This window comes from Pseudomonas sp. YQ_6 (genome assembly GCF_043103245.1).
Taxonomy (GTDB): domain Bacteria; phylum Pseudomonadota; class Gammaproteobacteria; order Pseudomonadales; family Pseudomonadaceae; genus Aquipseudomonas; species Aquipseudomonas alloputida.
Map to the genome: position 1 here is coordinate 139,245 of NZ_JBICJR010000045.1, position 20,977 is coordinate 160,221.

Below are 20,977 nucleotides of genomic sequence, written 5' to 3' on the forward strand. Positions count from 1 at the left end.
GCCTTTTTTCGCCCTATTTTGTGATTTTTAGCCGCTATTTACCTTCCGTACCGCCCCCCTCTGCATGGCGCGCTTGCACCATGAAGACTGTCATCTGCCTGTTACAGGTGCATCGATTGCCAAGGTTTTCTGGCATAATCCCGCCCCCCTAAGACCCGCCAGACAACCTTCATGATCGATTTATTCAGCGGACTGGATGCCTGGGTGTTGGTGAGCCTGCTGCTCGCCTTGACCTTCGTACTCGCCTTCGAGTTCATCAATGGCTTTCATGACACCGCCAACGCGGTAGCTACCGTCATCTACACCAAAGCCATGCCGCCGCACCTCGCCGTGTTCTTCTCCGGCGTGTTCAACTTCCTTGGCGTTCTGCTTGGCGGTGTAGGGGTGGCCTATGCCATCGTGCACCTGTTGCCGGTAGAGCTGCTGATCAATGTGAACACCGGACACGGCCTGGCCATGGTCTTCTCGTTGCTGGCCGCGGCCATCACCTGGAACCTGGGCACTTGGTACTTTGGCATCCCTGCCTCCAGTTCGCACACGCTGATCGGCTCCATCCTCGGTGTCGGCCTGGCCAACGCCCTGATCAACGACATTCCGCTAGGCGACGGCGTCAACTGGCAGAAAGCGATCGATATCGCCATGTCGCTGGTGGTCTCGCCAATGGCCGGCTTTGCCGTTGCAGCCCTGGTGCTGATCGGCCTGAAATGGTGGCGCCCGCTGTCGAAGATGCACAAAACCCCGGAACAGCGCCGCAAGCTCGACGACAAGAAGCACCCACCCTTCTGGAACCGTCTGGTCCTGGTGGTTTCCGCCATGGGCGTGAGCTTCGTGCACGGCTCCAACGACGGCCAGAAAGGCATCGGCCTGATCATGCTGGTGCTGATCGGTATTGTCCCGGCCAAATTCGTACTCGACCTGAACAGCACCACCTACCAGATCGAACGTACTCGCGACGCCACCCTGCACATGAGCCAGTTCTACCAGCGTAACGCCGCCACCCTGGGCGAGTTCCTGGCACTGGGCAAGGCCAAGGCCAGCGATCTGCCGGAGCAGTTCAGTTGCAACCCGCAGCAGACCGAGCCGACCATTGCTGCGCTGCAGACCTCGCTGAAAGGCGTGACGGACTACCACAGCCTCGATGCCGAGAAGCGCGTTGAAGTGCGCCGCTATCTGTTGTGCCTGGATGACACGGCGAAGAAGGTTGGCAAGCTGCCAGGCCTGGACGCCCGTGAAAAGTCCGACCTTGAAAAACTGCGCAAAGACCTCACCGCCACCACCGAATACGCCCCGTTCTGGGTGATCGTGGCCGTCGCCCTGGCCCTTGGCCTGGGCACCATGGTTGGCTGGAAGCGTGTGGTGTTGACGGTGGGCGAGAAGATCGGCAAACAAGGCATGACCTATGCCCAAGGCATGTCGGCACAGATCACCGCAGCCTGCGCCATCGGCATGGCCAACGTCTTCGCCCTGCCAGTGTCGACCACCCACGTGCTGTCGTCCGGCGTGGCCGGCACCATGGTCGCCAACAAAAGTGGCCTGCAAGGCGGCACCGTGAAGACCATCCTGCTGGCATGGGTCCTGACCCTGCCTACCTCGATGGGCCTGGCGGCCGGCCTGTTCTGGCTGGCGTCCAAAGCCATTGGCTGAGTGACACCGCAATGAATGAAGGCGCCCTCGGGCGCCTTTTTCATAGCCGTTATGCCTGCGCCGCCTTGTTCTTTGCCGGAGCAGCCTTGTGCTACCAAGGGTATGGAAGCGGCGCAGGAAGACTACCTTTTCTTGCCCCCTAACAACGACCCCATCAAACCGCGCACCAACTGCCGTCCCAACTGGTTAGCTGCCTGGCGCACTGCCGACTTGATCGCCTGCCCCGCTGCACTCTGCAAGAACTCACCCGCTTTGTCGGCAAAACTCTCTTCATCCGCCTTCGGTTGTGGCGCCGGTTCCACCGGCTCGCCCTTACGCTGGCTCAGCATTTCATAGGCAGACTCACGGTCCACCGGTTTGTCATAGCGCCCCGCCAATGGCGAAGCGGCAATCAGCGCACTGCGCTCAGCCGCACTCAGGGGCCCGATACGCGACTGCGGCGGTGCAACCAGCACCCTCTGCACCATGGCCGGCGTGCCCTTCTCTTGCAACGTACCCACCAGCGCTTCGCCAATACCCAGTTCGGTCAGCACCGCCAGGGTGTCGAACGTTGGGTTGGGACGGAAACCATCGGCTACCGCCCGCAGCGACTTCTGCTCCTTGGCCGTGAACGCCCGCAAGCCGTGCTGAATGCGCAAGCCCAACTGGGCCAGCACCGCGTCGGGCAAGTCACCCGGCGACTGGGTAACGAAATAGACCCCCACCCCCTTGGAGCGGATCAGCCGGACCACTTGCTCAAGACGGTCCTGCAACGCCTTGGGCGTGCCGTTGAACAGCAAGTGTGCTTCATCGAAGAACAGCGCCAGCACCGGTTTGTCGGCATCACCGCGCTCGGGCAACTGCTCGAACAATTCGGCCAGCAGCCACAACAGGAACGTCGCGTACACCTTGGGTGCTTCGTGCACCAATCGGCTGGCATCGAGCAGGTGGATACGTCCACGGCCATCCGGATCAGGGCGTAGCAGATCCTCCAGTTGCAATGCCGGCTCGCCAAACAGTGCCTCGGCGCCCTGCTGCTCCAAGGTAGCGAGCCGGCGCAACAAAGCCTGGGTGGAGGCCGTGGTCATCAGCGCGCTGTCTTCGCCGAGCAACTGCGGGTTGTCCTTCAGATGCGCCAGCAGGGCCTTGAGGTCTTTGAGGTCCAGCAGCAGCAGGCCTTCGCGATCGGCCACCTTGAATGCTGCATACAGCGCCGCCTGCTGGCTGTCGGTCAGTTCCAGCAAGTTGCCCAGCAACAACGGCCCCATTTCACTGAGGGTGGTGCGCAGCGGGTGGCCAGACTGCCCGGCGATATCCCACAAGGTCACCGGGTAAGCCCTGGGCGTATGCCCCAGCCACGGCATGCCGGCGATGCGCTCAGCCACCTTGCCCTGTGGCGCACCGGCAGTACCCAGGCCACAAAGGTCGCCTTTGACGTCCGCGGCGAACACCGCCACCCCTGCGTCGCTGAACACCTCCGCCAGGCGCTGCAGGGTGACGGTCTTGCCAGTACCGGTTGCGCCAGCCACCAGACCGTGGCGGTTGGCCAGGCGCATTGCTTGCCCGACTGGCTGGCCATCCGGGCCCGCGCCTACAACGATGGTCGAAAATTCCGACATCTCTTTAATCCTCTGCTCAAGCTTTAGCTTAATTCGGCCGATACCTGTGGGTGTTATTCGCCTTAATAGAGAGGAACAGCCGAAAAGGGACTTTTCGGGATGTTGCACAACCTACGGCTCCACTCGTGCGAACGCCTGATATAAAACCTTAGCGGAACCGATTACGCCATGAACAAAAGCCTTCGTTTCAGCCACAAGATTCTTTTGGCGGCATCACTGATCGTGATACTCGCCTTCAGCCTTTTCACCCTCTACAACGATTACCTCCAGCGTAATGCGATCCGCGAGGACCTGGAAAACTATCTGGCTGAAATGGGCACCTCCACGTCGACCAACATTCGCAACCTGTTCGAGGGCCGGATAAAACTGGTGGAGAACCTGGCGCAGAACATTGCCCAGGACCCGGCCAACGCCGAAACCCTGATGGGTCAGAATGCGCTGATATCCAGCTTCCTCACGGTCTACCTGGGCAAAGTCGACGGCGGTTTCAGCGTGCGCCCGGACGCGAAGATGCCCGACGGCTACGACCCGCGCACCCGCCCTTGGTACAAGGACGGCATGAACGCCAGCGGCGCGACGCTGACCGAACCCTACATCGACATGACCACCAACAAGATGGTCATCGGCATCCTCAGCAAGGTCTCCAGCAGCGTTGGCGTGGTCGGCGGCGACCTGGCCCTGGACGGTCTGGTGCAGATCATCAACTCGCTGAACTTCGGCGGCATGGGATACGCCTTCCTGGTCAACGACCAGGGCAAGATCCTGGTGCACCCGGATAAGGATCTGGTCATGAAGTCGCTGTCGGACCTGTTCCCGCAGCGCACGCCGAAACTGACCGGTGAGCTGACCGAAGTGCAAAGCGATGGCCAGACCCGCCTGCTGACCTTCAGCCCGATTACCGGCCTGCCGTCGGCAAACTGGTACATCGGCCTGTCGGTGGACAAGGACAAGGCCTTCTCGATGCTCAGCACCTTCCGCACCTCTGCGGTGATCGCCACGGTGGTGGCAGTGGTGATCATCATCGGCCTGCTCGGCTTGCTGATCCGCGTGTTGATGCAGCCGCTGCACACCATGACCCGTGCCATGGAAGACATTGCCGAAGGTGAAGGCGACCTGACCAAGCGCCTGCACATCCACAACCACGACGAATTCGGTGTTCTCGGCAACGCCTTCAACCGCTTCGTCGAGCGCATTCACAGCAGCATTCGCGAAGTGTCCTCGGCCACCGAGCAGGTCAACGAAGTAGCCCTGCGGGTGATCAGCGCTTCGAACTCGTCGATGACCAACTCCGACGAGCAGTCCAACCGCACCAACAGTGTCGCCGCCGCCATCAATGAATTGGGCGCTGCGGCTCAGGAAATCGCCGGCAACGCCGCCCAGGCTTCGCAGCACGCAAGCTCCGCGCGCCTGTTGGCCGAAGAAGGCCAGCAAGTGGTCGAGCGCAACATTGCCGCGATGAACCGCCTGTCCGACCTGATCGTCACCTCCAGCGCGCACATCGAAACACTGAACAGCAAGACCGTGAATATTGGCCAGATCCTGGAAGTGATCACCAGCATTTCCCAGCAGACCAACCTGCTGGCGCTGAACGCCGCCATCGAAGCGGCCCGCGCCGGTGAGGCCGGGCGTGGCTTTGCCGTGGTCGCCGATGAGGTGCGCAATCTGGCGCACCGCACCCAGGAGTCGGCGCAGCAAGTGCAGACCATGATCGAAGAGCTGCAGGTCGGTGCCCGCGAGTCGGTCGACACCATGGACCAGAGCCAGCGCCACAGCCAGGACAGCATGCAGATCGCCAACCAGGCGGGTGAGCGACTGGACAGCGTTACCGTGCGCATTGGCGAGATCGACGGCATGAACCAGTCGGTGGCCACTGCCACCGAAGAGCAGACCGCCGTGGTCGAGGCGATCAACATGGACATCAACGAGATCAACATGCTCAACCAGGAAGGCGTGGAGAACCTGCAAGCAACCCTGCGCGCCTGCTCCGACCTCGAGCAGCAGGCTGGCCGCCTGAAGCACCTGGTGGGCAGCTTCCGTATCTGATAGAGGCTACACCTTCGCCTGGCACAGCCTCTGCGCTGCGCCAGGCATTGCGCACTCCCCTCCTCTCAAACCGATCGAACAAACTATCCTTCAGATAGGTCCACCTTTAGGCATTTCATCGCCGGCATTTCAACGCCGGATGACAGACCCGAAGACGATCCCGGAGGGATGCTGATCGTGCACATCGCCGACATCACCATGTTCTACGCCCCGGCCAGCGGTGGCGTACGTACCTATCTTGATGCCAAACATCACCGTCTCGACGCCATTCACGGCGTACGCCACAGCCTGTTGATTCCCGGTGCCAGCGCCCAACACGGCGATGGCATCTATCAGGTACCTGCGCCGCCCTTGCCGTTTGGCAAGGGCTACCGCTTTCCGGTACGCCTGGCCCCCTGGTGCAATACACTGCGCACGCTCAAACCCGACCTGATCGAAGTTGGCGACCCCTACCTGACCGCCTGGGCGGCGCTCGAAGCGCGGCGCCAGCTCGACGTGCCAGTGATCGGTTTCTACCATTCCGACCTGCCGTTACTGGTCAGCAACCGCATGGGCAACTGGTTCGCACCCAATGTCGAGGCCTACGTCAGCAAGCTATACGGCAATTTTGATCGGGTACTGGCCCCCAGCCAGGTGATGGCCGACAAACTACGCCGCTTGGGCGTGCGCGATGTCCATGTGCAGCCGCTGGGCGTTGACCTTGCCACTTTCCACCCCTCCCGGCGCGACCCACATGTACGTGCCGAACTGGGCATTGCCGACACCAGCCGCCTGTTGATCTTTGCCGGCCGCGGCTCGCGGGAAAAGAACCTGCCGGTGCTGCTTGACTGCATGCAGCAACTCGGCGACCCCTACCACCTGTTACTGGTGGGCTCGAACATGCCGGCCAGCGTGCCGCACAACGTCAGTGTCATCGATCACTTCTGCCCGGCTGCCGAGGTGGCCCGGCTGATCGCCAGCGCCGATTTGCTGGTGCATGCTGGCGACCAGGAAACATTCGGCCTGGTCATCCTCGAAGCCATGGCCAGCGCCACACCCGTGGTGGCCGTGCGCGCCGGTGCGTTCCCTGAAATCATCAACGAACAGTGTGGCCGCCTGTGCACGCCCAACGATGGTCGGGCCATGGCGTGCGCCGTGCGCGAGGCATTCGAGGCAGGTATCCGCGAGCTCGGCGTGCAGGCCCGTCACCATGTAGAGCAACATTATTCATGGGATAACGTGGTAGCTGGCCTGCTCCAGCACTACCAGGCCGTGCTCGGCCACCAGCCGCAGGTGCGCGCCCATGCTTGAGCCTTCCGCCAGCCAACGCAGCCTCATGCTGGTGTTGCATGATGTTGCCCCGGAAACCTGGCCGGACTATGAACCGTTCGTAGAGGCCGTCGACGCGCTGGGCAACGTGCCAATGACATGGCTGGTGGTCCCGGATTTCCATCGACGTAATCCGCTGCACCAGGCGCCTTCGTTCTGCCGTCTGCTGGACCAACGCCTCGCCAAAGGCGACGAACTGGCGCTTCACGGCTATGCCCATGCTGACGAAGGCCCCGTACCGCGCAGCCCCATCGACTACTTCATGCGGCGCATTTATACCCATGAAGGCGAGTTCTACAGCCTTGATGAGAACGAAGCGCTTACCCGGCTACAGGAGGGCCTGGCACTGTTCGAGGACCAAGGGTGGCCTGTGGCAGGGTTTGTCGCACCGGCCTGGCTCATGAGCCAGGGCACGCGGCAAGCGCTGTGCCGCCTGCCACTGAAATACACCAGTACACCGCAGCATCTGTACCGCTTGCCGGACTTTACGGCCATTGATGCGCCAGGCCTGGTCTGGAGCGCGCGCAGCGCATGGCGTCGCAAACTGTCCCGCACGCTGTGCGACTGGCAATGCCAGCGCTGGCGAGGCGCGAGCACGTTGCGCTTGGGGCTGCACCCTGTAGACATGCGCCATCGCTCATCCCGTGACTATTGGTTGCGCACGCTGGAGAGACTGTTGAAGGATGGCCGCGAGCCGCTGACCAAATCTGCCTGGCTGGAGCGCCAGGGGGCAGCATGAAGCGCTGGGCCTGGCTGGCGTTGGCATTGCTGGGTGCAGCGCTGGTGCCAGCGTTGCTGGGCGGTAGCGAGCTGCTGCCGAGGCTGAGCCGGTTCGACCCACACCTGCTGCTCATGCTGCTAGGCATGATTATGTTGTGCTGGGTCATCAATGCGCTGCGCCTGCGCCTGTTGCTGGGTGAGCAGGCAAAACAGTTGAGCCATGCTCGCAGCCTGGGCGTGGTCATGGCCACCGAGTTTGCCATCTGCACCACCCCTGGCGGCAGTGGTGGGCCGCTGACCCTGATGGCCCTGCTGGCGCGAGACCGCATCCGCCCGGCACGCAGCGGAGCCGTTTTTGCCATGGACCAGTTGAACGACCTGGTGTTCTTCTTTTGCGCAATGCTGGCGATTGCCGGCTACGCGCTGTTCCACAGCCTGGGCCGCAGCCAGGAAAGCATGTTGCTTGGCAGTGCGTTACTGCTGTGCACAGCGCTGGCCGGGGTGATCGGGCTGTTGCGCTACCGGCGCCCGATAATGCGCATGAACGGCAGGCTGTTGCAGCGCATGGGGATGGGCCAGCCGCGCAAACGTCGCTGGGCGCGCAAACTGCTGCACTTCGTCGCAGCACTGGCGCAGACCTGGCGCCTGCCCAAGCGCAGGCTGAGCCTGGTGTTCACCCTGACCTGCATCCATTGGGGGCTGCGCTACAGCGTCTTGTACCTGGTGCTGCGGGGCTTGGGGGTAGACCTGCACTGGATTCCCAGCTTCCTGGTGCAGATGCTGTCGCTCAGCGCCGGCCAGTTCAGTCTGCTGCCTGGCGGCGCCGGGGCCGCCGAGCTGACGTCGGCCAGCCTGTTGACACCCTTGGTGGGCAGCTCGACCGCAGCTGCGGCAATCCTGATATGGCGGGCGGTTACGTACTACTTTTATCTGCTGGCTGGGGGGCCGGTGTTTGTGTGCCTGCTGGGACGTCCGTTGCTGGAGCGCTGGCGGCGTCAGGCGGGTTGAGCTGTTGCCAGAGTTCGGCGGCGCCGGGGAAGTCGGTGCCATCCGTGTCATCCAGGGCTTCAGGGTCGTAGCGGGCCAGGCAGCCTTCGCCAATAGTCGGTGGAGGTGAGGCGAAGGGGTTGTTGCGTTGCTTGGTCATTGCCGTTTCACCCAAGATTGCCGGGGCGCTCTGCGCCCCTGTCGCGACAGGGCTGCACAGCAGCCCGGAATCTCACAGCAAGCCGGACGGTGTCAGTCGAACACCACAGTCTTGTTACCATGCACCAGCACACGGTCCTCCAGGTGATAACGCAGGCCACGGGCCAACACCATCTTCTCCACATCACGGCCAAAGCGGACCATGTCCTCGATGCTGTCGGCATGGCTGACACGCACGACATCCTGCTCGATGATCGGGCCGGCATCCAGCTCTTCGGTGACGTAGTGGCACGTCGCGCCGATCAGCTTCACCCCACGCAGGGCGGCCTGGTGGTATGGCTTGGCGCCGACGAACGACGGCAGGAAGCTGTGATGGATGTTGATCACCTTCTCGGCATAGTCCCGGCACAGTTGTGGCGGCAGGATCTGCATGTAGCGGGCCAGCACCACGACGTCGGCCGCATGCTCCTGCACCAGACGCGACACCTCGGCAAAGGCCGGAGCCTTGTCTTTGGGGTCGACCGGTACATGGAAGAATGGAATACCGTGCCACTCGACCATGCTGCGCAGGTCGTTGTGGTTGGAAATGACGCAAGGGATCTCGCAGTCCAGCTCATCGGTGTGCCAGCGGTGCAGCAAGTCTGCCAGGCAGTGCGACTCACGGCTGGCCATCAATACCACGCGTTTTTTCTGAGCCGAGTCGGTAATGCGCCAGGTCATGGAGAACTCTTCGGCGATCGGCGCAAACGCCTCACGGAAGGCTTCGATACCGAACGGCAGCGATTCAGCGCGGATTTCATGACGCATGAAGAACCAACCGCTCTGCTCATCGGAGTGGTGGCTGGCTTCGTTGATCCAGCCATTGTACAAGGCCAGGAAATTACTGACTTTCGCCACGATGCCTACACGGTCGGGGCAGGCGATCACCAGACGATAGGTGCGCATGAATGAGACTCCAGAACTTCGCAAAGGCGCCTATTCTAGCGGTCCGCCAGAAAAAACGCAGTATTGATCGTTGCCGCGATGGCATATGCAAGCCCGAAAACGCCACACGGGCGCTGCCTCACAGACAAGAGGAAACGCACGGGGCATATGTAAAATTTTGTTCACGTAGAGAAATGCTGTCACAGCTTAATTAACAGTTAATTGCCCAATCTTATGTTTACTTGCGAGTATGGGCTGTCTATTATTGCCCCACACATTTCTGAACACGCATTAAGGAACACTCCATGTCCCTGATCAACGAGTACCGCGCCACCGAAGAAGCCATCAAGGAACTTCAGGCCCGCCTGGCCAATCTGTCGCAGGATGACAAGCTGAAGAAAGAACTGGAGTTCGAAGGCAAACTGCGCACACTGATGGGCGAGTACTCCAAGTCGCTGCGCGACGTGATTGCCCTGCTCGATCCAGAGTCGAAACTGAGCAAGGCACCACGTGGTTCGGTCAAGACTACCGCCACCAAGCGCGCACGCAAGGTCAAGCAATACAAGAACCCGCACAACGGTGAAGTGATCGAAACCAAAGGCGGCAACCACAAGACCCTGAAAGAGTGGAAAGCCACTTGGGGCGGCGACGTGGTTGAAAGCTGGGCAACCCTGCTGGACTGATTATCCGCATACGCCCTATTGCTTCGCACAACAAAAACGCCGGCACATTGCCGGCGTTTTTGTTTACCTGCCATCAGCCGATGGAATAGTGTTCCTGCAATTGTCGAGCATGCAGTTGCCAGGCCTCCAACACTCGCCTGCCTGCCTCGTCGGCGCCCTCCCAGGCTTGCTGGCGCGCCTTTTCGAAGTCGCCCAAGGTATTCGGCGCCCCCCACTGCGGATCGCTCAGGCGCTGTTGGCAGAAGCCATACCAACGTTGCCGCTCTTCGCCGGTCAAGGTTTCAGGGAAGTTACGTGCCCGGTAGCGGAACAACAGCTCCGGCAAACGAGGATCATCGAACATCCAGTGGCCATGGCTCAACTGCGCCGGTTCCAGCGCCCGAACTTGCTCGCATAAGCGCCGGTCGCGGTCACCTATAAAACCCTCATACAACTGCTGTTCCGGGTCCTCACTCGGGGAGAACTCGTCCTTGCCATAGATGTGCTCCAGCTTTTCTTGCCATTGCGCCTGTTGATTGGCCAATTGTTCGCCGCGCGATTGTAACAACGTCAAGTCCAGGCCCAATCGTTGTTGATCGACCGGGCGCAATACCGACAGCGGTGCCACTACCGGGCAACGATTGATCTGCACCAATTTGAGCGGTACCGGTAATTCACCTTCGGCCAATTCATCATGCCGGGTGTACAAGCGCTGACGCAAAACTTCAGCACTTTCCCGCAGTAACGGTAGGGTTTCCTGATGCAGGTCGCAGACAATGAGTGCATTGCGATTACGCGGGTGCCAGGCCAGTGGCAATACGACCCCCAGGTAATTGCGCGCCGCCGAAAAACGCCCGGATATATGCACCAGTGGCTGCAACAAACGGATCTGCTCCATCACTTTATGCTTGCTGCGCAGCTGAAACAGCCAGTCATACAACTTGGGTTGTTTCTGCCGAATCAGGCGAGCCAAGGCAATGGTCGCCCGCACGTCGGAAAGCGCTTCGTGGGCATGACCGTGGTCAATGCCATTGGCCTTGCTCAGCAGTTCCAGACGCAGGCTGGTGCGCCCGTCCTGCTGTGGCCATTGAATGCCTTCCGGGCGCAAGGCATAGGCGGTGCGCACAATGTCGATCAGGTCCCAGCGGCTATTGCCTCCCTGCCATTCACGGGCATAGGGGTCGAAAAAGTTGCGGTAAAGGCTGTAGCGGGTCACTTCATCGTCGAAGCGCAGGGTGTTGTAGCCGGCACCACAGGTGCCCGGTTGCGCCAGCTGGGCATGCACCCGAGTCATGAACTCGGCTTCGCACAGGCCCTGCTCCGCCAGCAGTTGCGGCGTGATGCCTGTCACCAGGCAGGCCGCCGGGTGCGGCAGGATGTCGTCCGACGGTCGGCAATAAAGGCTGATTGGTTCGTCGATTTCGTTGAGGTCGAAGTCAGTGCGCAGGCCGGCCACCTGCAGCGGCCGATCGCAGCGCGGGTTGATGCCGGTGGTTTCATAGTCGTGCCAGAAAATGCTGGAGGTCACGGGGTCGTCCTGTATCGAGGTCGACCCGATTCTAGCGCGATTCTGAAAAATGAACGTTCAGACGGGAGCGTTGGCGGGGCGGAAACTGAAATAGTCGCGCAACGAACGTACGAAATCATCGTACTCGCGCGGAGACTGCAGCAGCATGAAGCCCGAATCGTAGTGCCCAGGCGTCTGGTCCTCGCGGCACCACAGGCAACTGGCAGTGAGGTTGACGAACTGGTGCCCGCCGCCAGGCAGGGGCATACGCAGTTGCAGCTCGTAATCGGGCCCGACCAACACGGGCAGCTGGCTGATGACCATCAACCCATTTTCAGAGGCATTGCCTAGCTGACCGATCTCCTGACCGGTAAAGCGATTGAACACCTTGAGGACACAAGGTAATTGATGACGTTCGATGTGGCGCTTGTTGAACATGATCGCGAGTGTATTCCGTACCTGATGCCAGGAATACAAGGTACTGGCGGTTGTTGTAACAGCTGAGTTACAGATTAGCGCAGCGCGCGCAGCAAATCTTGTGAAATAAACCACACCTTTGTGTTAGCGCCAAGGTACGGTCGTCACCGGGTTGGCCACGGCCGTTTCTGCGCCGCGCAAATGGCCGAGTTTTTCCAGGGTCTGCAGGCGCGCTCGGGCGCGATAGGCATATTCGTTGCCCGGGTATTGCTGGATCAGGTACTGATAGGTCTGCGCCGCGTCCACGTACAACGCCTGACGCTCCAGGCACTGGCCGCGCAGCAGGGACACTTCGGGGTGGATGAACGGCCGAGCACGGCTGGTGCGATCAACCTGCGACAGTTCGAGCATGACCCGTGCGCAATCGCCGCGGTCGTAGGCGCGGTAGGCATTGTTCAGGTGGTGGTCCATGGACCAGCGGGTGCAGCCGACGGCGCTGGCGGCCAGGGCTAAAACGATCAGGGCTCGCATGGGGATCTCCTTTGATGCCAGTGTATCGGCGTTTGCCTGCAAATCTTCACACCCTTTTGCAAGGATACCCTGCCCCGTTCAAATGCCACCCTGCCTTGGTTGCAGGTAGTGCAACGGAACAATGACTACAGCGAGATTCAGGAGTAGCCTTTCGCTGCGCTTCACTATAGGAGTCTGTGCATGAGCATCCGCCGCACCAAAATCGTCGCCACCCTTGGCCCCGCCAGCAACTCGCCGGAAGTGATCGAACAACTGATCCTCGCCGGCCTGGACGTGGCACGTCTGAACTTCTCCCACGGCACGCCGGACGAGCACAAGGCCCGCGCGCGCCTGATCCGTGACATCGCCGCCAAGAACGGCCGCCATGTTGCACTGCTGGGCGACCTGCAGGGTCCGAAGATCCGCATCGCCAAGTTCGCCAACAAGCGCATCGAACTGAAGATCGGTGACAAGTTCACCTTCTCCACCGCCCACCCGCTGACCGAAGGCAACCAGGACATCGTCGGTATCGACTACCCCGACCTGGTCAAGGACTGCGGCGTTGGTGACGAACTGCTGCTCGACGATGGCCGCGTGGTCATGCGCGTCGAAACCGCCACTGCAGACGCCCTGCACTGCGTGGTGATCATCGGTGGCCCGCTGTCGGACCACAAAGGCATCAACCGTAAGGGTGGTGGCCTGACCGCACCGGCCTTGACCGAAAAAGACAAGGCCGACATCAAACTGGCTGCGGAAATGGACCTGGACTACCTGGCCGTGTCCTTCCCGCGTGACGCCAGCGACATGGAATACGCGCGCAAGCTGCGTGATGAAGCCGGCGGCAGCGCCTGGCTGGTGGCCAAGATTGAGCGCGCCGAAGCAGTTGCCGATGACGAGACCCTCGACAAGCTGATCGCCGCCTCCGACGCTGTGATGGTTGCCCGTGGTGACCTGGGCGTGGAAATCGGCGACGCCGAGCTGATCGCTATCCAGAAGAAGATCATCCAGCACGCCCGCCGCAACAACAAGGCCGTGATCGTGGCGACCCAGATGATGGAGTCGATGATCCAGAACCCGATGCCGACCCGCGCGGAAGTGTCCGATGTGGCCAACGCCGTGCTGGACAACACCGATGCGGTGATGCTGTCGGCCGAAAGCGCCGCCGGTTCCTACCCGATCGAAGCTGTCCAGGCCATGGCACGCATCTGCCTGGGTGCCGAAAAGCACCCGACCAGCCAGAAGTCCAGCCATCGCCTGCACACCACCTTCCAGCGCTGCGACGAAAGCATCGCCTTGGCGGCCATGTACACTGCCAACCACTTCCCGGGCGTAAAGGCGATCATCGCTCTGACCGAAAGCGGCTACACCCCGCTGATCATGTCGCGCCTGCGTTCGCATGTACCGATCTTCGCCCTGTCGCCGCACCGCGCCACCCAGGCGCGCGCCTCGATGTTCCGTGGCGTGTACCCGATTGCCTTCGACCCGGCCGCGCTGCCGGCCGACAAGGTGAGCCAGGCGGCGGTCGACGAGCTGCTCAAACGTGGCTTGGTGGAGCAAGGTGACTGGGTGATCCTGACCAAGGGTGACAGCTACCACACTATCGGTGGCACCAACGGCATGAAGATCCTGCACGTCGGTGATCCGCTGGTCGGTTGATCCACGCTTTTCACAGCACAAGGCTCAAGCGCAGCCTTGTGCTGCGAAGATGGCCCGACAGGAATAACAAAAAGCCCCGGTTCTCGCGAACCGGGGCTTTTTGATGGTGCAGGTGGTAAGGCTGGCTTACATCATGCCGCCCATGCCACCCATGCCGCCCATATCAGGCATGCCAGCAGCTGGCTTGTCTTCCGGCAGGTCGGCAACCATGGCTTCGGTGGTGATCATCAGACCGCCGATCGAAGCAGCAGCTTGCAGCGCCGAGCGAGTAACCTTGGCTGGGTCCAGGATGCCCATCTCGATCATGTCGCCGTATTCACCGGTAGCGGCGTTGTAGCCGAAGTTGCCCGAACCTTGCTTGACCTTGTCAGCAACCACGCTTGGCTCATCACCGGCGTTGGCAGTGATCTGGCGCAGCGGGGATTCAACAGCGCGACGCAGCAGCGCGATACCGACGTTCTGGTCTTCGTTGTCGCCTTTCAGGTCGACGATGGCCGCCAGGGCACGAACCAGGGCAACACCACCGCCAGGCACCACGCCTTCTTCAACGGCTGCACGGGTAGCGTGCAGGGCGTCTTCAACGCGGGCTTTCTTCTCTTTCATTTCAACTTCGGTGCCGGCACCCACCTTGATCACGGCAACACCGCCAGCCAGCTTGGCCAGACGCTCTTGCAGCTTCTCACGGTCGTAGTCCGAGGAAGTTTCCTCGATCTGGGCACGGATCTGCTTGACGCGTGCTTCGATCTCGGTGTCAGCGCCAGCACCGTCGATGATGGTGGTGTTTTCCTTGGACAGGATGACGCGCTTGGCGTTACCCAGGTGCTCCAGGGTAGCGGTTTCCAGGGACAGGCCGATTTCTTCGGAGATGACCTGGCCGCCAGTCAGGACGGCGATGTCCTGCAGCATGGCCTTGCGGCGATCGCCGAAGCCCGGAGCCTTGACTGCAGCAACCTTGACGATGCCGCGCATGTTGTTGACTACCAGGGTAGCCAGCGCTTCACCTTCGACGTCTTCGGCAACGATCAGCAGTGGGCGGCCCGCCTTGGCAACGGCTTCCAGAACTGGCAGCAGCTCACGGATGTTGGAGATTTTCTTGTCGACCAGCAGCAGCAGCGGGCCTTCCAGCTCGGCAACCATGGTGTCCGGCTTGTTGACGAAGTACGGCGACAGGTAGCCGCGGTCGAACTGCATGCCCTCTACGACGGACAGTTCGTTTTCCAGGCCCGAGCCTTCTTCAACGGTGATCACGCCTTCTTTACCGACTTTTTCCATGGCTTCGGCGATGATTTCACCGATGGAGTTGTCGGAGTTGGCAGAGATGGTACCTACCTGGGCGATGGCCTTGGAGTCGGCGCATGGCTTGGACAGGTTCTTCAGCTCGGCAACGACGGCAGCAGTGGCCTTGTCGATACCGCGCTTCAGGTCCATCGGGTTCATGCCGGCAGCGACGGCTTTCAGGCCCTCGTTGACGATGGCCTGAGCCAGAACGGTAGCGGTGGTGGTGCCGTCACCGGCAGCGTCGTTGGCCTTGGAAGCAACTTCCTTGACCAGCTGGGCGCCCATGTTTTCGAAAGCGTCTTTCAGCTCGATTTCTTTGGCGACGGAAACGCCGTCCTTGGTGATGGTCGGCGCGCCGAAGCTCTTGGCCAGTACCACGTTACGGCCTTTCGGGCCCAGGGTCGCTTTTACCGCGTCAGCCAGAACGTTGACACCAACCAGCATTTTCTTACGAGCGGAATCACCAAATTTTACGTCTTTAGCAGCCATGATCGTTTAATCCTTGAAAAACTTTGGAGTAACGGGAAGTCGGGGAAATCAGCCTTCGACAACGGCGAGGATTTCGTTCTCGGCCATGACCAGCAGGTCTTCGCCATCGACTTTCACGGTGTTGCTGCCCGAGTACGGGCCGAAAACCACTTTGTCACCCACTTTCACGGCCAGCGCGCGAACTTCGCCGTTGTCCAGGACGCGACCGGTGCCGACGGCTACAACTTCGCCGCGGTTTGGTTTTTCAGCGGCCGAACCCGGCAGGACGATACCGCCAGCGGTTTTCGATTCTTCTTCGCTGCGACGGATGACTACGCGGTCATGCAGAGGACGAAGTTTCATTGTCGATCTCTCCCAAATTGTGGTTTTCATCGGCCGGTTCGACACCGGCGGTTTTGATGCTGTCCGGCGTTGCCGGGGGTGGCCCGCTGTGAGCGAACCACCTGTGTAATGTCTGGTGTTGCCACCAGAAACCTTGCGGTGACCACATACATGAGGCCGCCACATCCAATTACAAGGCTCGAGATAGAAAATTTTTCATCAGGCCAAAAAAAACCGGGGCCGCTTTTGCGGCCCCGGTCCTTCTTACTTGTCGCGGCGCTCGTACTCACCTTCGATCACGTTCGGGCGGTGGCCGCCATCACGCGGCTGCGCCTGGAAGGGGTCATCCTGGAATGCACGCTGGCGCATGGCCTGGGCCTCGGCACGCTCGCGCATCTTGCGCGCCGCCATGCGGCGGGTGAATGGCAGCAGGCACAGCACACCCAGCACGTCGCTGATGAAGCCGGGCAGCAACAACAAGCCACCACCCACGGCCAGCATCATGCCCTGGAACATGTCCTCGGCGGGCAATTCACCGCGCTGCAGGCTTTCACGGGCGCGCAATGCAGTCGCCAGGCCGGCCACCCGCATGACCAGTACGCCCAGGGCGGAGCCGGCGATGATCAGCAGCAACGCCGGGAAGAAACCGATTGCCGCGCTGACCTTCACGAAGACGAACAGCTCCAGCACAGGAAAAATCAGAAACAGCAGTAGAAAAGCACGCATCAAGGGTTCCTCGACGGAAGATAACCTTCCAATAAGACCTCAAATGGATGCCTGCGCTCCAGATTTCAACCCTCGGCTTGCACCACAAGCGGCCAATTGTCGGCGCGAGCCAGCAAAACCAAGGCCTCGCGGACTTGTGTCGGCGTGTTGCAAGTAGTGGGGAAAGGCAACCAGTGCACTCCCTGGCCGATGCGCAGGTGCATGCCTTCGCTGTCTACCCCAACCATCTGCGCCGGTACGTGCTGTGGCAACCCGGTCAATTCGACGTAGTGGGCAATGGCACTGGCGTGATCGCTGTTCATGTGTTCGATCATGCTCCCCTCGGCCTTGCCCGCGAACGGGTTGGCCAAGGTCACATGATCAAGCCAGTGGATCGCACCGAAGCCGCCGATGTAGCGGTGGCGCACCGGTTGCAGCACCCAGAAATCGAAGTCGTGGGCCTTGTGGTAGTTGGCCGCGTCCGGGAAATAGCGGTAATAGCGTTCGGCGGCGGCCTCGATGGCGGCCTCGTCGACCAGCTTGTGCGCTTCGGCCATCACCGTCAGGCGCCCTACCGCCTGCACATCCTCGGCCTCGCGCTCACCCACCAACAGCGAACACTTGGGGTCCTTCTGCAGGTTGTGGGTATGCTGGGCAATACGGCTGATCAGAATCAGCGGGTTGCCCTGGGCGTCCAGGCAGTACGGCACGACCGACCCGAAGGGGTAGCCAGGCATCGACCTGGAATGTGTCGAAAGCACGCCGCGGTATTCCTTGAGCAGCAGTTCCCGGGCGGGGCGAATGGCGTTGGTACTCACTTGAGGGCGGCTCCTGGCGGACGGGTTGGGGACAAGATAAGCATTATCAGCTGCCTGTGCCACTGACCTGCATCCAGACGCCTTACCAGGTAACGCCGAAGCCCGCGGTATAGCGTGTCTTGTCCAGGTCACTCTCACGCGTGCCGGTGATGATATCCTTCTCCGCCTTGAGGTTGAGCGAGGCCCACTCGGTGACCTTGTAGCGCAGACCAACCTCGGCATCCAGCGAATAGTCTGCTACGCCACCCAGCGGCTTGGCGAACTCGCCGTTGGTGAACAGCTGCACGTTCTTGCCGATCAGATAGCGGGTGTAATCCCACTTCACGGCCGCAGAATAGAAATTATCCTTGCCGCCGTCCCGATACTCGAAATCAGTGCGGTTGATCAGTGAGCCCAGCGAGAACGCCCCCAGCTCATCGTCCCAGAACTGGTAACCCGGGCCGGTACCCACGGTGCGCTGGCGGGCCAGGTCTTCGATGTGATCGCGCTTGTATTCCGCACGCCCCTGCCAGAACCACTTATCGGTAATGAAGCGGTCCAGCGCGTACTCGGCGCTCCAGTTGTTGGTGGTGGTGACGTCGTCCTTGGTCTCGCGGTTGTACTCACCCTCGGCGTTGTGCCGCCAACGGCCATGGCGGGCAGTGGTCTTGAAGCCCACGTCATAATCGTCGGTGTCGTTCTCGGCGCGCTTGTAGTCCAGTGCCACGTCGACATTGCCTTTCCACACGAAATCCTCAACCAGCGGCTTGGGCTTCATGATCTGCTCGATGCTGGCCAGCTCCACCGTCTTCGGTGTCTCGCCATTGGCCAAGGTCACCTTGCCTGGCTCGGCGGCCTTGAGCGACTTGGCTTTCTCTCCGCTGTAGGCGTCCTGCTTGACCAGCATCTCCTGGTCGCTTTCCAGCGTCTGAACCTGTTTCCAGTCCAGGGCGATGGACCCGCCATAAGGGGTTTCAAGCAGCAGCTTGCCGCCGTCGAATACCTTGATCTTGCCACTTAGCCGGTCACCGTTCTTCATCCACACAGTGTCGGCCCACACCGGAGAGGCACACAGGGAAACAGCAAGAAGGCACAACAAGGATCTAGAATTCATAAACGGGCTTTGTTTGCGGACTATGGGTTCGATTTGACGAAAAAGCCGGGCATTATCCAGATACCCACGACCAGAGCAAGGACAGACCGGGAGTATGCCGTTGAGTTCAACTCTCATTTACCAGACCACCGGTCCGGTTTCATCTGCAGCCCAAGGCGGGCGAGATGTCTGATGGATATGAGCATGCCCTTGATTCGGCCGAGGGCCGACGAACGGCGCTGTATTCAGTACTGGGCCAAGTGCCACCCGGCAAGGTGGTGAGTTATGGCCAACTGGCCGAACTGGCCGGGCTTGGCCGTGCGGCGCGCTGGGTGGGGCGTACCCTGGGGCAGTTACCCGCAGACACACGCCTGCCTTGGCACCGGGTGCTCGGTGCAGGCGGCCGGCTGAGCCTGGCGCTGGGCACCCCGTCGGGCGATGAACAACGGGCGCGGTTACGCGGGGAAGGTGTGAATGTAAGCAACAATCGTGTGGATATGACGCGCCATGGCTGGCGCCCAATGGAGCACAGCGGTTAGAGTGCGCGCTTTGTTTTCGAAAACTTGAGGCAGATGTTGGCCCATGCCCCGTAAAACCTGGCGCGCTGCGCTTGCTGCCTATGCCAGCCCGTCAACATTGGTACTTTTGCTACTCGGTTTCGCCGCCGGCCTGCCCTACATGCTGGTGTTCTCGACCTTGTCGGTATGGTTGCGCGAAGCCGGCGTTGCCCGTGAAACCATCGGTTATGCCAGCCTGATTGGCTTGGCCTACGCCTTCAAGTGGGTCTGGTCGCCGCTGCTCGACCAATGGCGCTTGCCGCTGCTTGGCGGCCTCGGGCGCCGGCGTTCGTGGCTGCTGTTGTCGCAAGCGCTGGTAGTGATCGGGCTGGTCGGCATGAGCCTGTGCGACCCGCAACAGCATCTCTCCTGGCTGATCGCCATGGCCGTGCTGGTGGCCTTCGCCTCGGCTACCCAGGACATCGCTGTCGACGCCTACCGCCTGGAAATCGCTGACGACCAGCGCCAGGCCGCGCTCGCTGCCAGCTACATGGCCGGCTACCGGGTGGCTGCCTTGCTCGCCACGGCCGGTGCCCTGTTCTTCGCCGAGTGGTTTGGCTCTACCGGCTTCAGCTACCTGCACAAGGCCTGGGCCGGCACGTACGTGATGTTCGGGGTGATGATGCTGCCCGCCCTGTTCACCACGTTGGTCATGCGCGAACCACCAGTGCCCATGCGCACCCAATTGTCGGCAGCGCGCTACGGGCTGGTGCACCAGATGGCCTCGGTGTTCGTGCTCATCATCCTGCTGGTCTCGGTACCTGCCAGCTTCACCCAGATGTTCAATACCGGCTGGTCCAGCGTGATCTCCGGTGATGCCACGCCGCTCGACCTGCTGCTGGAAGACCGCGCCTTCCTGCGCCTGATCCTCTACGTGCTGCTGTCCTGGGCCTGCCTGTCGAGCCTCGGCCGTCGCGGCCTGGCTCCCGTGCTGACCCCGATCAACGACTTCATCACCCGCTACCGCTGGCAGGCTCTGCTGCTGTTGGGCCTGATCGCCACCTATCGCATGTCGGACACGGTGATGGGGGTGATGGCCAACGTGTTCTATATCGACATGGGCTTCACCAAGGACCAGATTGCCAGCGTCAGCAAGATCTTCGGCCTGATCATGACCCTGGTCGGCGCCGGGGTTGGCGGCCTGCTGATCGTACGCTTCGGTATCATGCCCATCCTGTTCATCGGCGGCGTAGCCTCTGCCGGCACCAACATCCTGTTCCTGATGCTGGCTGACATGGGGCCGAACCTGGAAATGCTGGTGGTGACCATCTCACTGGACAACTTCAGCTCCGGCATGGCTACCTCGGCCTTTGTCGCCTACCTGTCAAGCCTGACCAACCTGAAGTTCTCGGCGACCCAGTACGCGCTGCTCAGTTCGATCATGCTGCTGTTGCCGCGGCTGATCGGCGGGTATTCGGGCGTTATTGTGGAGAAGTTCGGCTACCACGACTTCTTCCTGATCACGGCGCTGCTGGGGGTGCCTACGCTGATCCTGATCGCCCTGCAGTGGCATCAGGAAGCCGGGCGGGGGACGCCGGTGGCGGACGACCACTCGGTGGCTGAGCGGCCCTGAAGCTTTGTATTGCCTGTGCTGGCCTCTTC

Annotated in this window: 18 protein-coding genes and 2 pseudogenes; 10 read left to right on the forward strand and 10 right to left on the reverse strand. The window is 61.1% G+C overall.

The window, feature by feature from the left end; translation table 11 throughout:
- The first annotated feature begins 171 nt into the window (after positions 1-171).
- A complete protein-coding gene (locus ACF8FG_RS14800) occupies positions 172-1,644 on the forward strand; it encodes an inorganic phosphate transporter (RefSeq protein WP_014592256.1) in 1,473 nt (490 codons plus the stop codon).
- 122 nt (positions 1,645-1,766) lie between these two features.
- Here the strand turns inward: ACF8FG_RS14800 and ACF8FG_RS14805 are convergent, their stop codons facing one another.
- Positions 1,767-3,242: a helicase HerA-like domain-containing protein gene (locus ACF8FG_RS14805; protein ID WP_014592257.1), complete on the reverse strand. Its 1,476-nt coding sequence runs from the start codon at positions 3,240-3,242 to the stop codon at positions 1,767-1,769.
- 168 nt (positions 3,243-3,410) lie between these two features.
- Between ACF8FG_RS14805 and ACF8FG_RS14810 the strand changes: the two are divergent.
- From ACF8FG_RS14810 to ACF8FG_RS14830, 5 genes and pseudogenes are all read left to right on the forward strand, one after another.
- Positions 3,411-4,427: pseudogene (locus tag ACF8FG_RS14810) on the forward strand (cache domain-containing protein); the annotation flags it as partial.
- Positions 4,428-4,688: 261 nt separating this feature from the next.
- Positions 4,689-5,285: pseudogene (locus tag ACF8FG_RS14815) on the forward strand (methyl-accepting chemotaxis protein); the annotation flags it as partial.
- A gap of 168 nt (positions 5,286-5,453) precedes the next feature.
- Positions 5,454-6,575, forward strand: coding sequence for a glycosyltransferase family 1 protein (locus tag ACF8FG_RS14820; RefSeq protein WP_019437961.1), 1,122 nt, complete (start codon positions 5,454-5,456; stop codon positions 6,573-6,575).
- Positions 6,568-7,332 carry a DUF2334 domain-containing protein gene (locus ACF8FG_RS14825; RefSeq protein WP_014592260.1) on the forward strand — a complete coding sequence of 255 codons (765 nt, stop codon included), beginning with the start codon at positions 6,568-6,570 and terminating at the stop codon, positions 7,330-7,332. Before ACF8FG_RS14820 ends, ACF8FG_RS14825 begins: the two co-directional genes overlap by 8 nt.
- Positions 7,329-8,321 carry a lysylphosphatidylglycerol synthase transmembrane domain-containing protein gene (locus tag ACF8FG_RS14830; RefSeq protein WP_014592261.1) on the forward strand — a complete coding sequence of 331 codons (993 nt, stop codon included), beginning with the start codon at positions 7,329-7,331 and terminating at the stop codon, positions 8,319-8,321. The genes ACF8FG_RS14825 and ACF8FG_RS14830 overlap by 4 nt, the downstream gene beginning before the upstream one ends.
- Positions 8,322-8,552: 231 nt before the next feature.
- Here ACF8FG_RS14830 and purU read toward each other — a convergent pair whose 3' ends face one another.
- Positions 8,553-9,404, reverse strand: coding sequence for a formyltetrahydrofolate deformylase (purU, locus tag ACF8FG_RS14835; RefSeq protein ID WP_003251921.1), 852 nt, complete (start codon positions 9,402-9,404; stop codon positions 8,553-8,555).
- A 284-nt stretch (positions 9,405-9,688) separates the two neighbouring features.
- Here purU and mvaT point away from each other — a divergent pair, with 284 nt between their 5' ends.
- Positions 9,689-10,066 carry a histone-like nucleoid-structuring protein MvaT gene (mvaT, locus tag ACF8FG_RS14840; protein WP_003251920.1) on the forward strand — a complete coding sequence of 126 codons (378 nt, stop codon included), beginning with the start codon at positions 9,689-9,691 and terminating at the stop codon, positions 10,064-10,066.
- 73 nt (positions 10,067-10,139) lie between these two features.
- Here mvaT and sbcB read toward each other — a convergent pair whose 3' ends face one another.
- The 3 genes from sbcB to ACF8FG_RS14855 form a co-directional block, all read right to left on the reverse strand.
- Complete coding sequence (gene sbcB / locus ACF8FG_RS14845; protein WP_014592262.1) at positions 10,140-11,573, reverse strand: exodeoxyribonuclease I; 1,434 nt, start codon at positions 11,571-11,573, stop codon at positions 10,140-10,142.
- Positions 11,574-11,630: 57 nt separating this feature from the next.
- Positions 11,631-11,990 carry a PilZ domain-containing protein gene (locus ACF8FG_RS14850; RefSeq protein ID WP_012053641.1) on the reverse strand — a complete coding sequence of 120 codons (360 nt, stop codon included), beginning with the start codon at positions 11,988-11,990 and terminating at the stop codon, positions 11,631-11,633.
- 123 nt (positions 11,991-12,113) lie between these two features.
- Complete coding sequence (locus ACF8FG_RS14855; protein ID WP_003251914.1) at positions 12,114-12,500, reverse strand: hypothetical protein; 387 nt, start codon at positions 12,498-12,500, stop codon at positions 12,114-12,116.
- Between the two features lie 180 nt (positions 12,501-12,680).
- Here ACF8FG_RS14855 and pyk point away from each other — a divergent pair, with 180 nt between their 5' ends.
- Positions 12,681-14,135 (forward strand): pyruvate kinase, encoded by a 1,455-nt coding sequence (gene pyk / locus ACF8FG_RS14860; RefSeq protein WP_003251912.1) that lies wholly within the window; start codon positions 12,681-12,683, stop codon positions 14,133-14,135.
- Between the two features lie 126 nt (positions 14,136-14,261).
- Here the strand turns inward: pyk and groL are convergent, their stop codons facing one another.
- The 5 genes from groL to ACF8FG_RS14885 all read right to left on the reverse strand — a co-directional run bounded on the left by groL (position 14,262) and on the right by ACF8FG_RS14885 (position 18,839).
- Positions 14,262-15,902 (reverse strand): chaperonin GroEL, encoded by a 1,641-nt coding sequence (gene groL, locus ACF8FG_RS14865; protein ID WP_003251907.1) that lies wholly within the window; start codon positions 15,900-15,902, stop codon positions 14,262-14,264.
- A 48-nt stretch (positions 15,903-15,950) separates the two neighbouring features.
- Positions 15,951-16,244 carry a co-chaperone GroES gene (locus ACF8FG_RS14870; protein WP_003251905.1) on the reverse strand — a complete coding sequence of 98 codons (294 nt, stop codon included), beginning with the start codon at positions 16,242-16,244 and terminating at the stop codon, positions 15,951-15,953.
- A 243-nt stretch (positions 16,245-16,487) separates the two neighbouring features.
- A complete protein-coding gene (locus ACF8FG_RS14875) occupies positions 16,488-16,949 on the reverse strand; it encodes an FxsA family protein (protein ID WP_014592263.1) in 462 nt (153 codons plus the stop codon).
- Positions 16,950-17,014: 65 nt separating this feature from the next.
- Positions 17,015-17,746 (reverse strand): HugZ family protein, encoded by a 732-nt coding sequence (locus tag ACF8FG_RS14880; RefSeq protein ID WP_014592264.1) that lies wholly within the window; start codon positions 17,744-17,746, stop codon positions 17,015-17,017.
- A gap of 82 nt (positions 17,747-17,828) precedes the next feature.
- Entirely contained in the window at positions 17,829-18,839 is a 1,011-nt protein-coding gene (locus ACF8FG_RS14885; protein WP_019437386.1) for a DUF481 domain-containing protein, read from the reverse strand.
- Between the two features lie 164 nt (positions 18,840-19,003).
- Here ACF8FG_RS14885 and ACF8FG_RS14890 point away from each other — a divergent pair, with 164 nt between their 5' ends.
- Positions 19,004-19,357 (forward strand): MGMT family protein, encoded by a 354-nt coding sequence (locus ACF8FG_RS14890; protein WP_014592266.1) that lies wholly within the window; start codon positions 19,004-19,006, stop codon positions 19,355-19,357.
- Positions 19,358-19,400: 43 nt separating this feature from the next.
- The gene (locus ACF8FG_RS14895) at positions 19,401-20,948 is read left to right on the forward strand and encodes an AmpG family muropeptide MFS transporter (RefSeq protein WP_014592267.1); all 1,548 of its coding nucleotides are present in this window, start codon (positions 19,401-19,403) and stop codon (positions 20,946-20,948) included.
- The last annotated feature ends 29 nt before the right edge of the window (positions 20,949-20,977 follow it).

Bases quoted from the DNA above. Each gene is read 5' to 3' on its own strand.
- ACF8FG_RS14800 (WP_014592256.1), top strand. From the start codon at position 172: ATGATCGATTTATTCAGCGGACTGGATGCCTGGGTGTTGGTGAGCCTG.
- ACF8FG_RS14805 (WP_014592257.1), bottom strand. From the start codon at position 3,242: ATGTCGGAATTTTCGACCATCGTTGTAGGCGCGGGCCCGGATGGCCAG.
- ACF8FG_RS14820 (WP_019437961.1), top strand. From the start codon at position 5,454: ATGCTGATCGTGCACATCGCCGACATCACCATGTTCTACGCCCCGGCC.
- ACF8FG_RS14825 (WP_014592260.1), top strand. From the start codon at position 6,568: ATGCTTGAGCCTTCCGCCAGCCAACGCAGCCTCATGCTGGTGTTGCAT.
- ACF8FG_RS14830 (WP_014592261.1), top strand. From the start codon at position 7,329: ATGAAGCGCTGGGCCTGGCTGGCGTTGGCATTGCTGGGTGCAGCGCTG.
- purU (WP_003251921.1), bottom strand. From the start codon at position 9,404: ATGCGCACCTATCGTCTGGTGATCGCCTGCCCCGACCGTGTAGGCATC.
- mvaT (WP_003251920.1), top strand. From the start codon at position 9,689: ATGTCCCTGATCAACGAGTACCGCGCCACCGAAGAAGCCATCAAGGAA.
- ACF8FG_RS14850 (WP_012053641.1), bottom strand. From the start codon at position 11,990: ATGTTCAACAAGCGCCACATCGAACGTCATCAATTACCTTGTGTCCTC.
- ACF8FG_RS14855 (WP_003251914.1), bottom strand. From the start codon at position 12,500: ATGCGAGCCCTGATCGTTTTAGCCCTGGCCGCCAGCGCCGTCGGCTGC.
- pyk (WP_003251912.1), top strand. From the start codon at position 12,681: ATGAGCATCCGCCGCACCAAAATCGTCGCCACCCTTGGCCCCGCCAGC.
- groL (WP_003251907.1), bottom strand. From the start codon at position 15,902: ATGGCTGCTAAAGACGTAAAATTTGGTGATTCCGCTCGTAAGAAAATG.
- ACF8FG_RS14870 (WP_003251905.1), bottom strand. From the start codon at position 16,244: ATGAAACTTCGTCCTCTGCATGACCGCGTAGTCATCCGTCGCAGCGAA.
- ACF8FG_RS14875 (WP_014592263.1), bottom strand. From the start codon at position 16,949: ATGCGTGCTTTTCTACTGCTGTTTCTGATTTTTCCTGTGCTGGAGCTG.
- ACF8FG_RS14885 (WP_019437386.1), bottom strand. From the start codon at position 18,839: ATGAATTCTAGATCCTTGTTGTGCCTTCTTGCTGTTTCCCTGTGTGCC.
- ACF8FG_RS14890 (WP_014592266.1), top strand. From the start codon at position 19,004: ATGTCTGATGGATATGAGCATGCCCTTGATTCGGCCGAGGGCCGACGA.
- ACF8FG_RS14895 (WP_014592267.1), top strand. From the start codon at position 19,401: ATGCCCCGTAAAACCTGGCGCGCTGCGCTTGCTGCCTATGCCAGCCCG.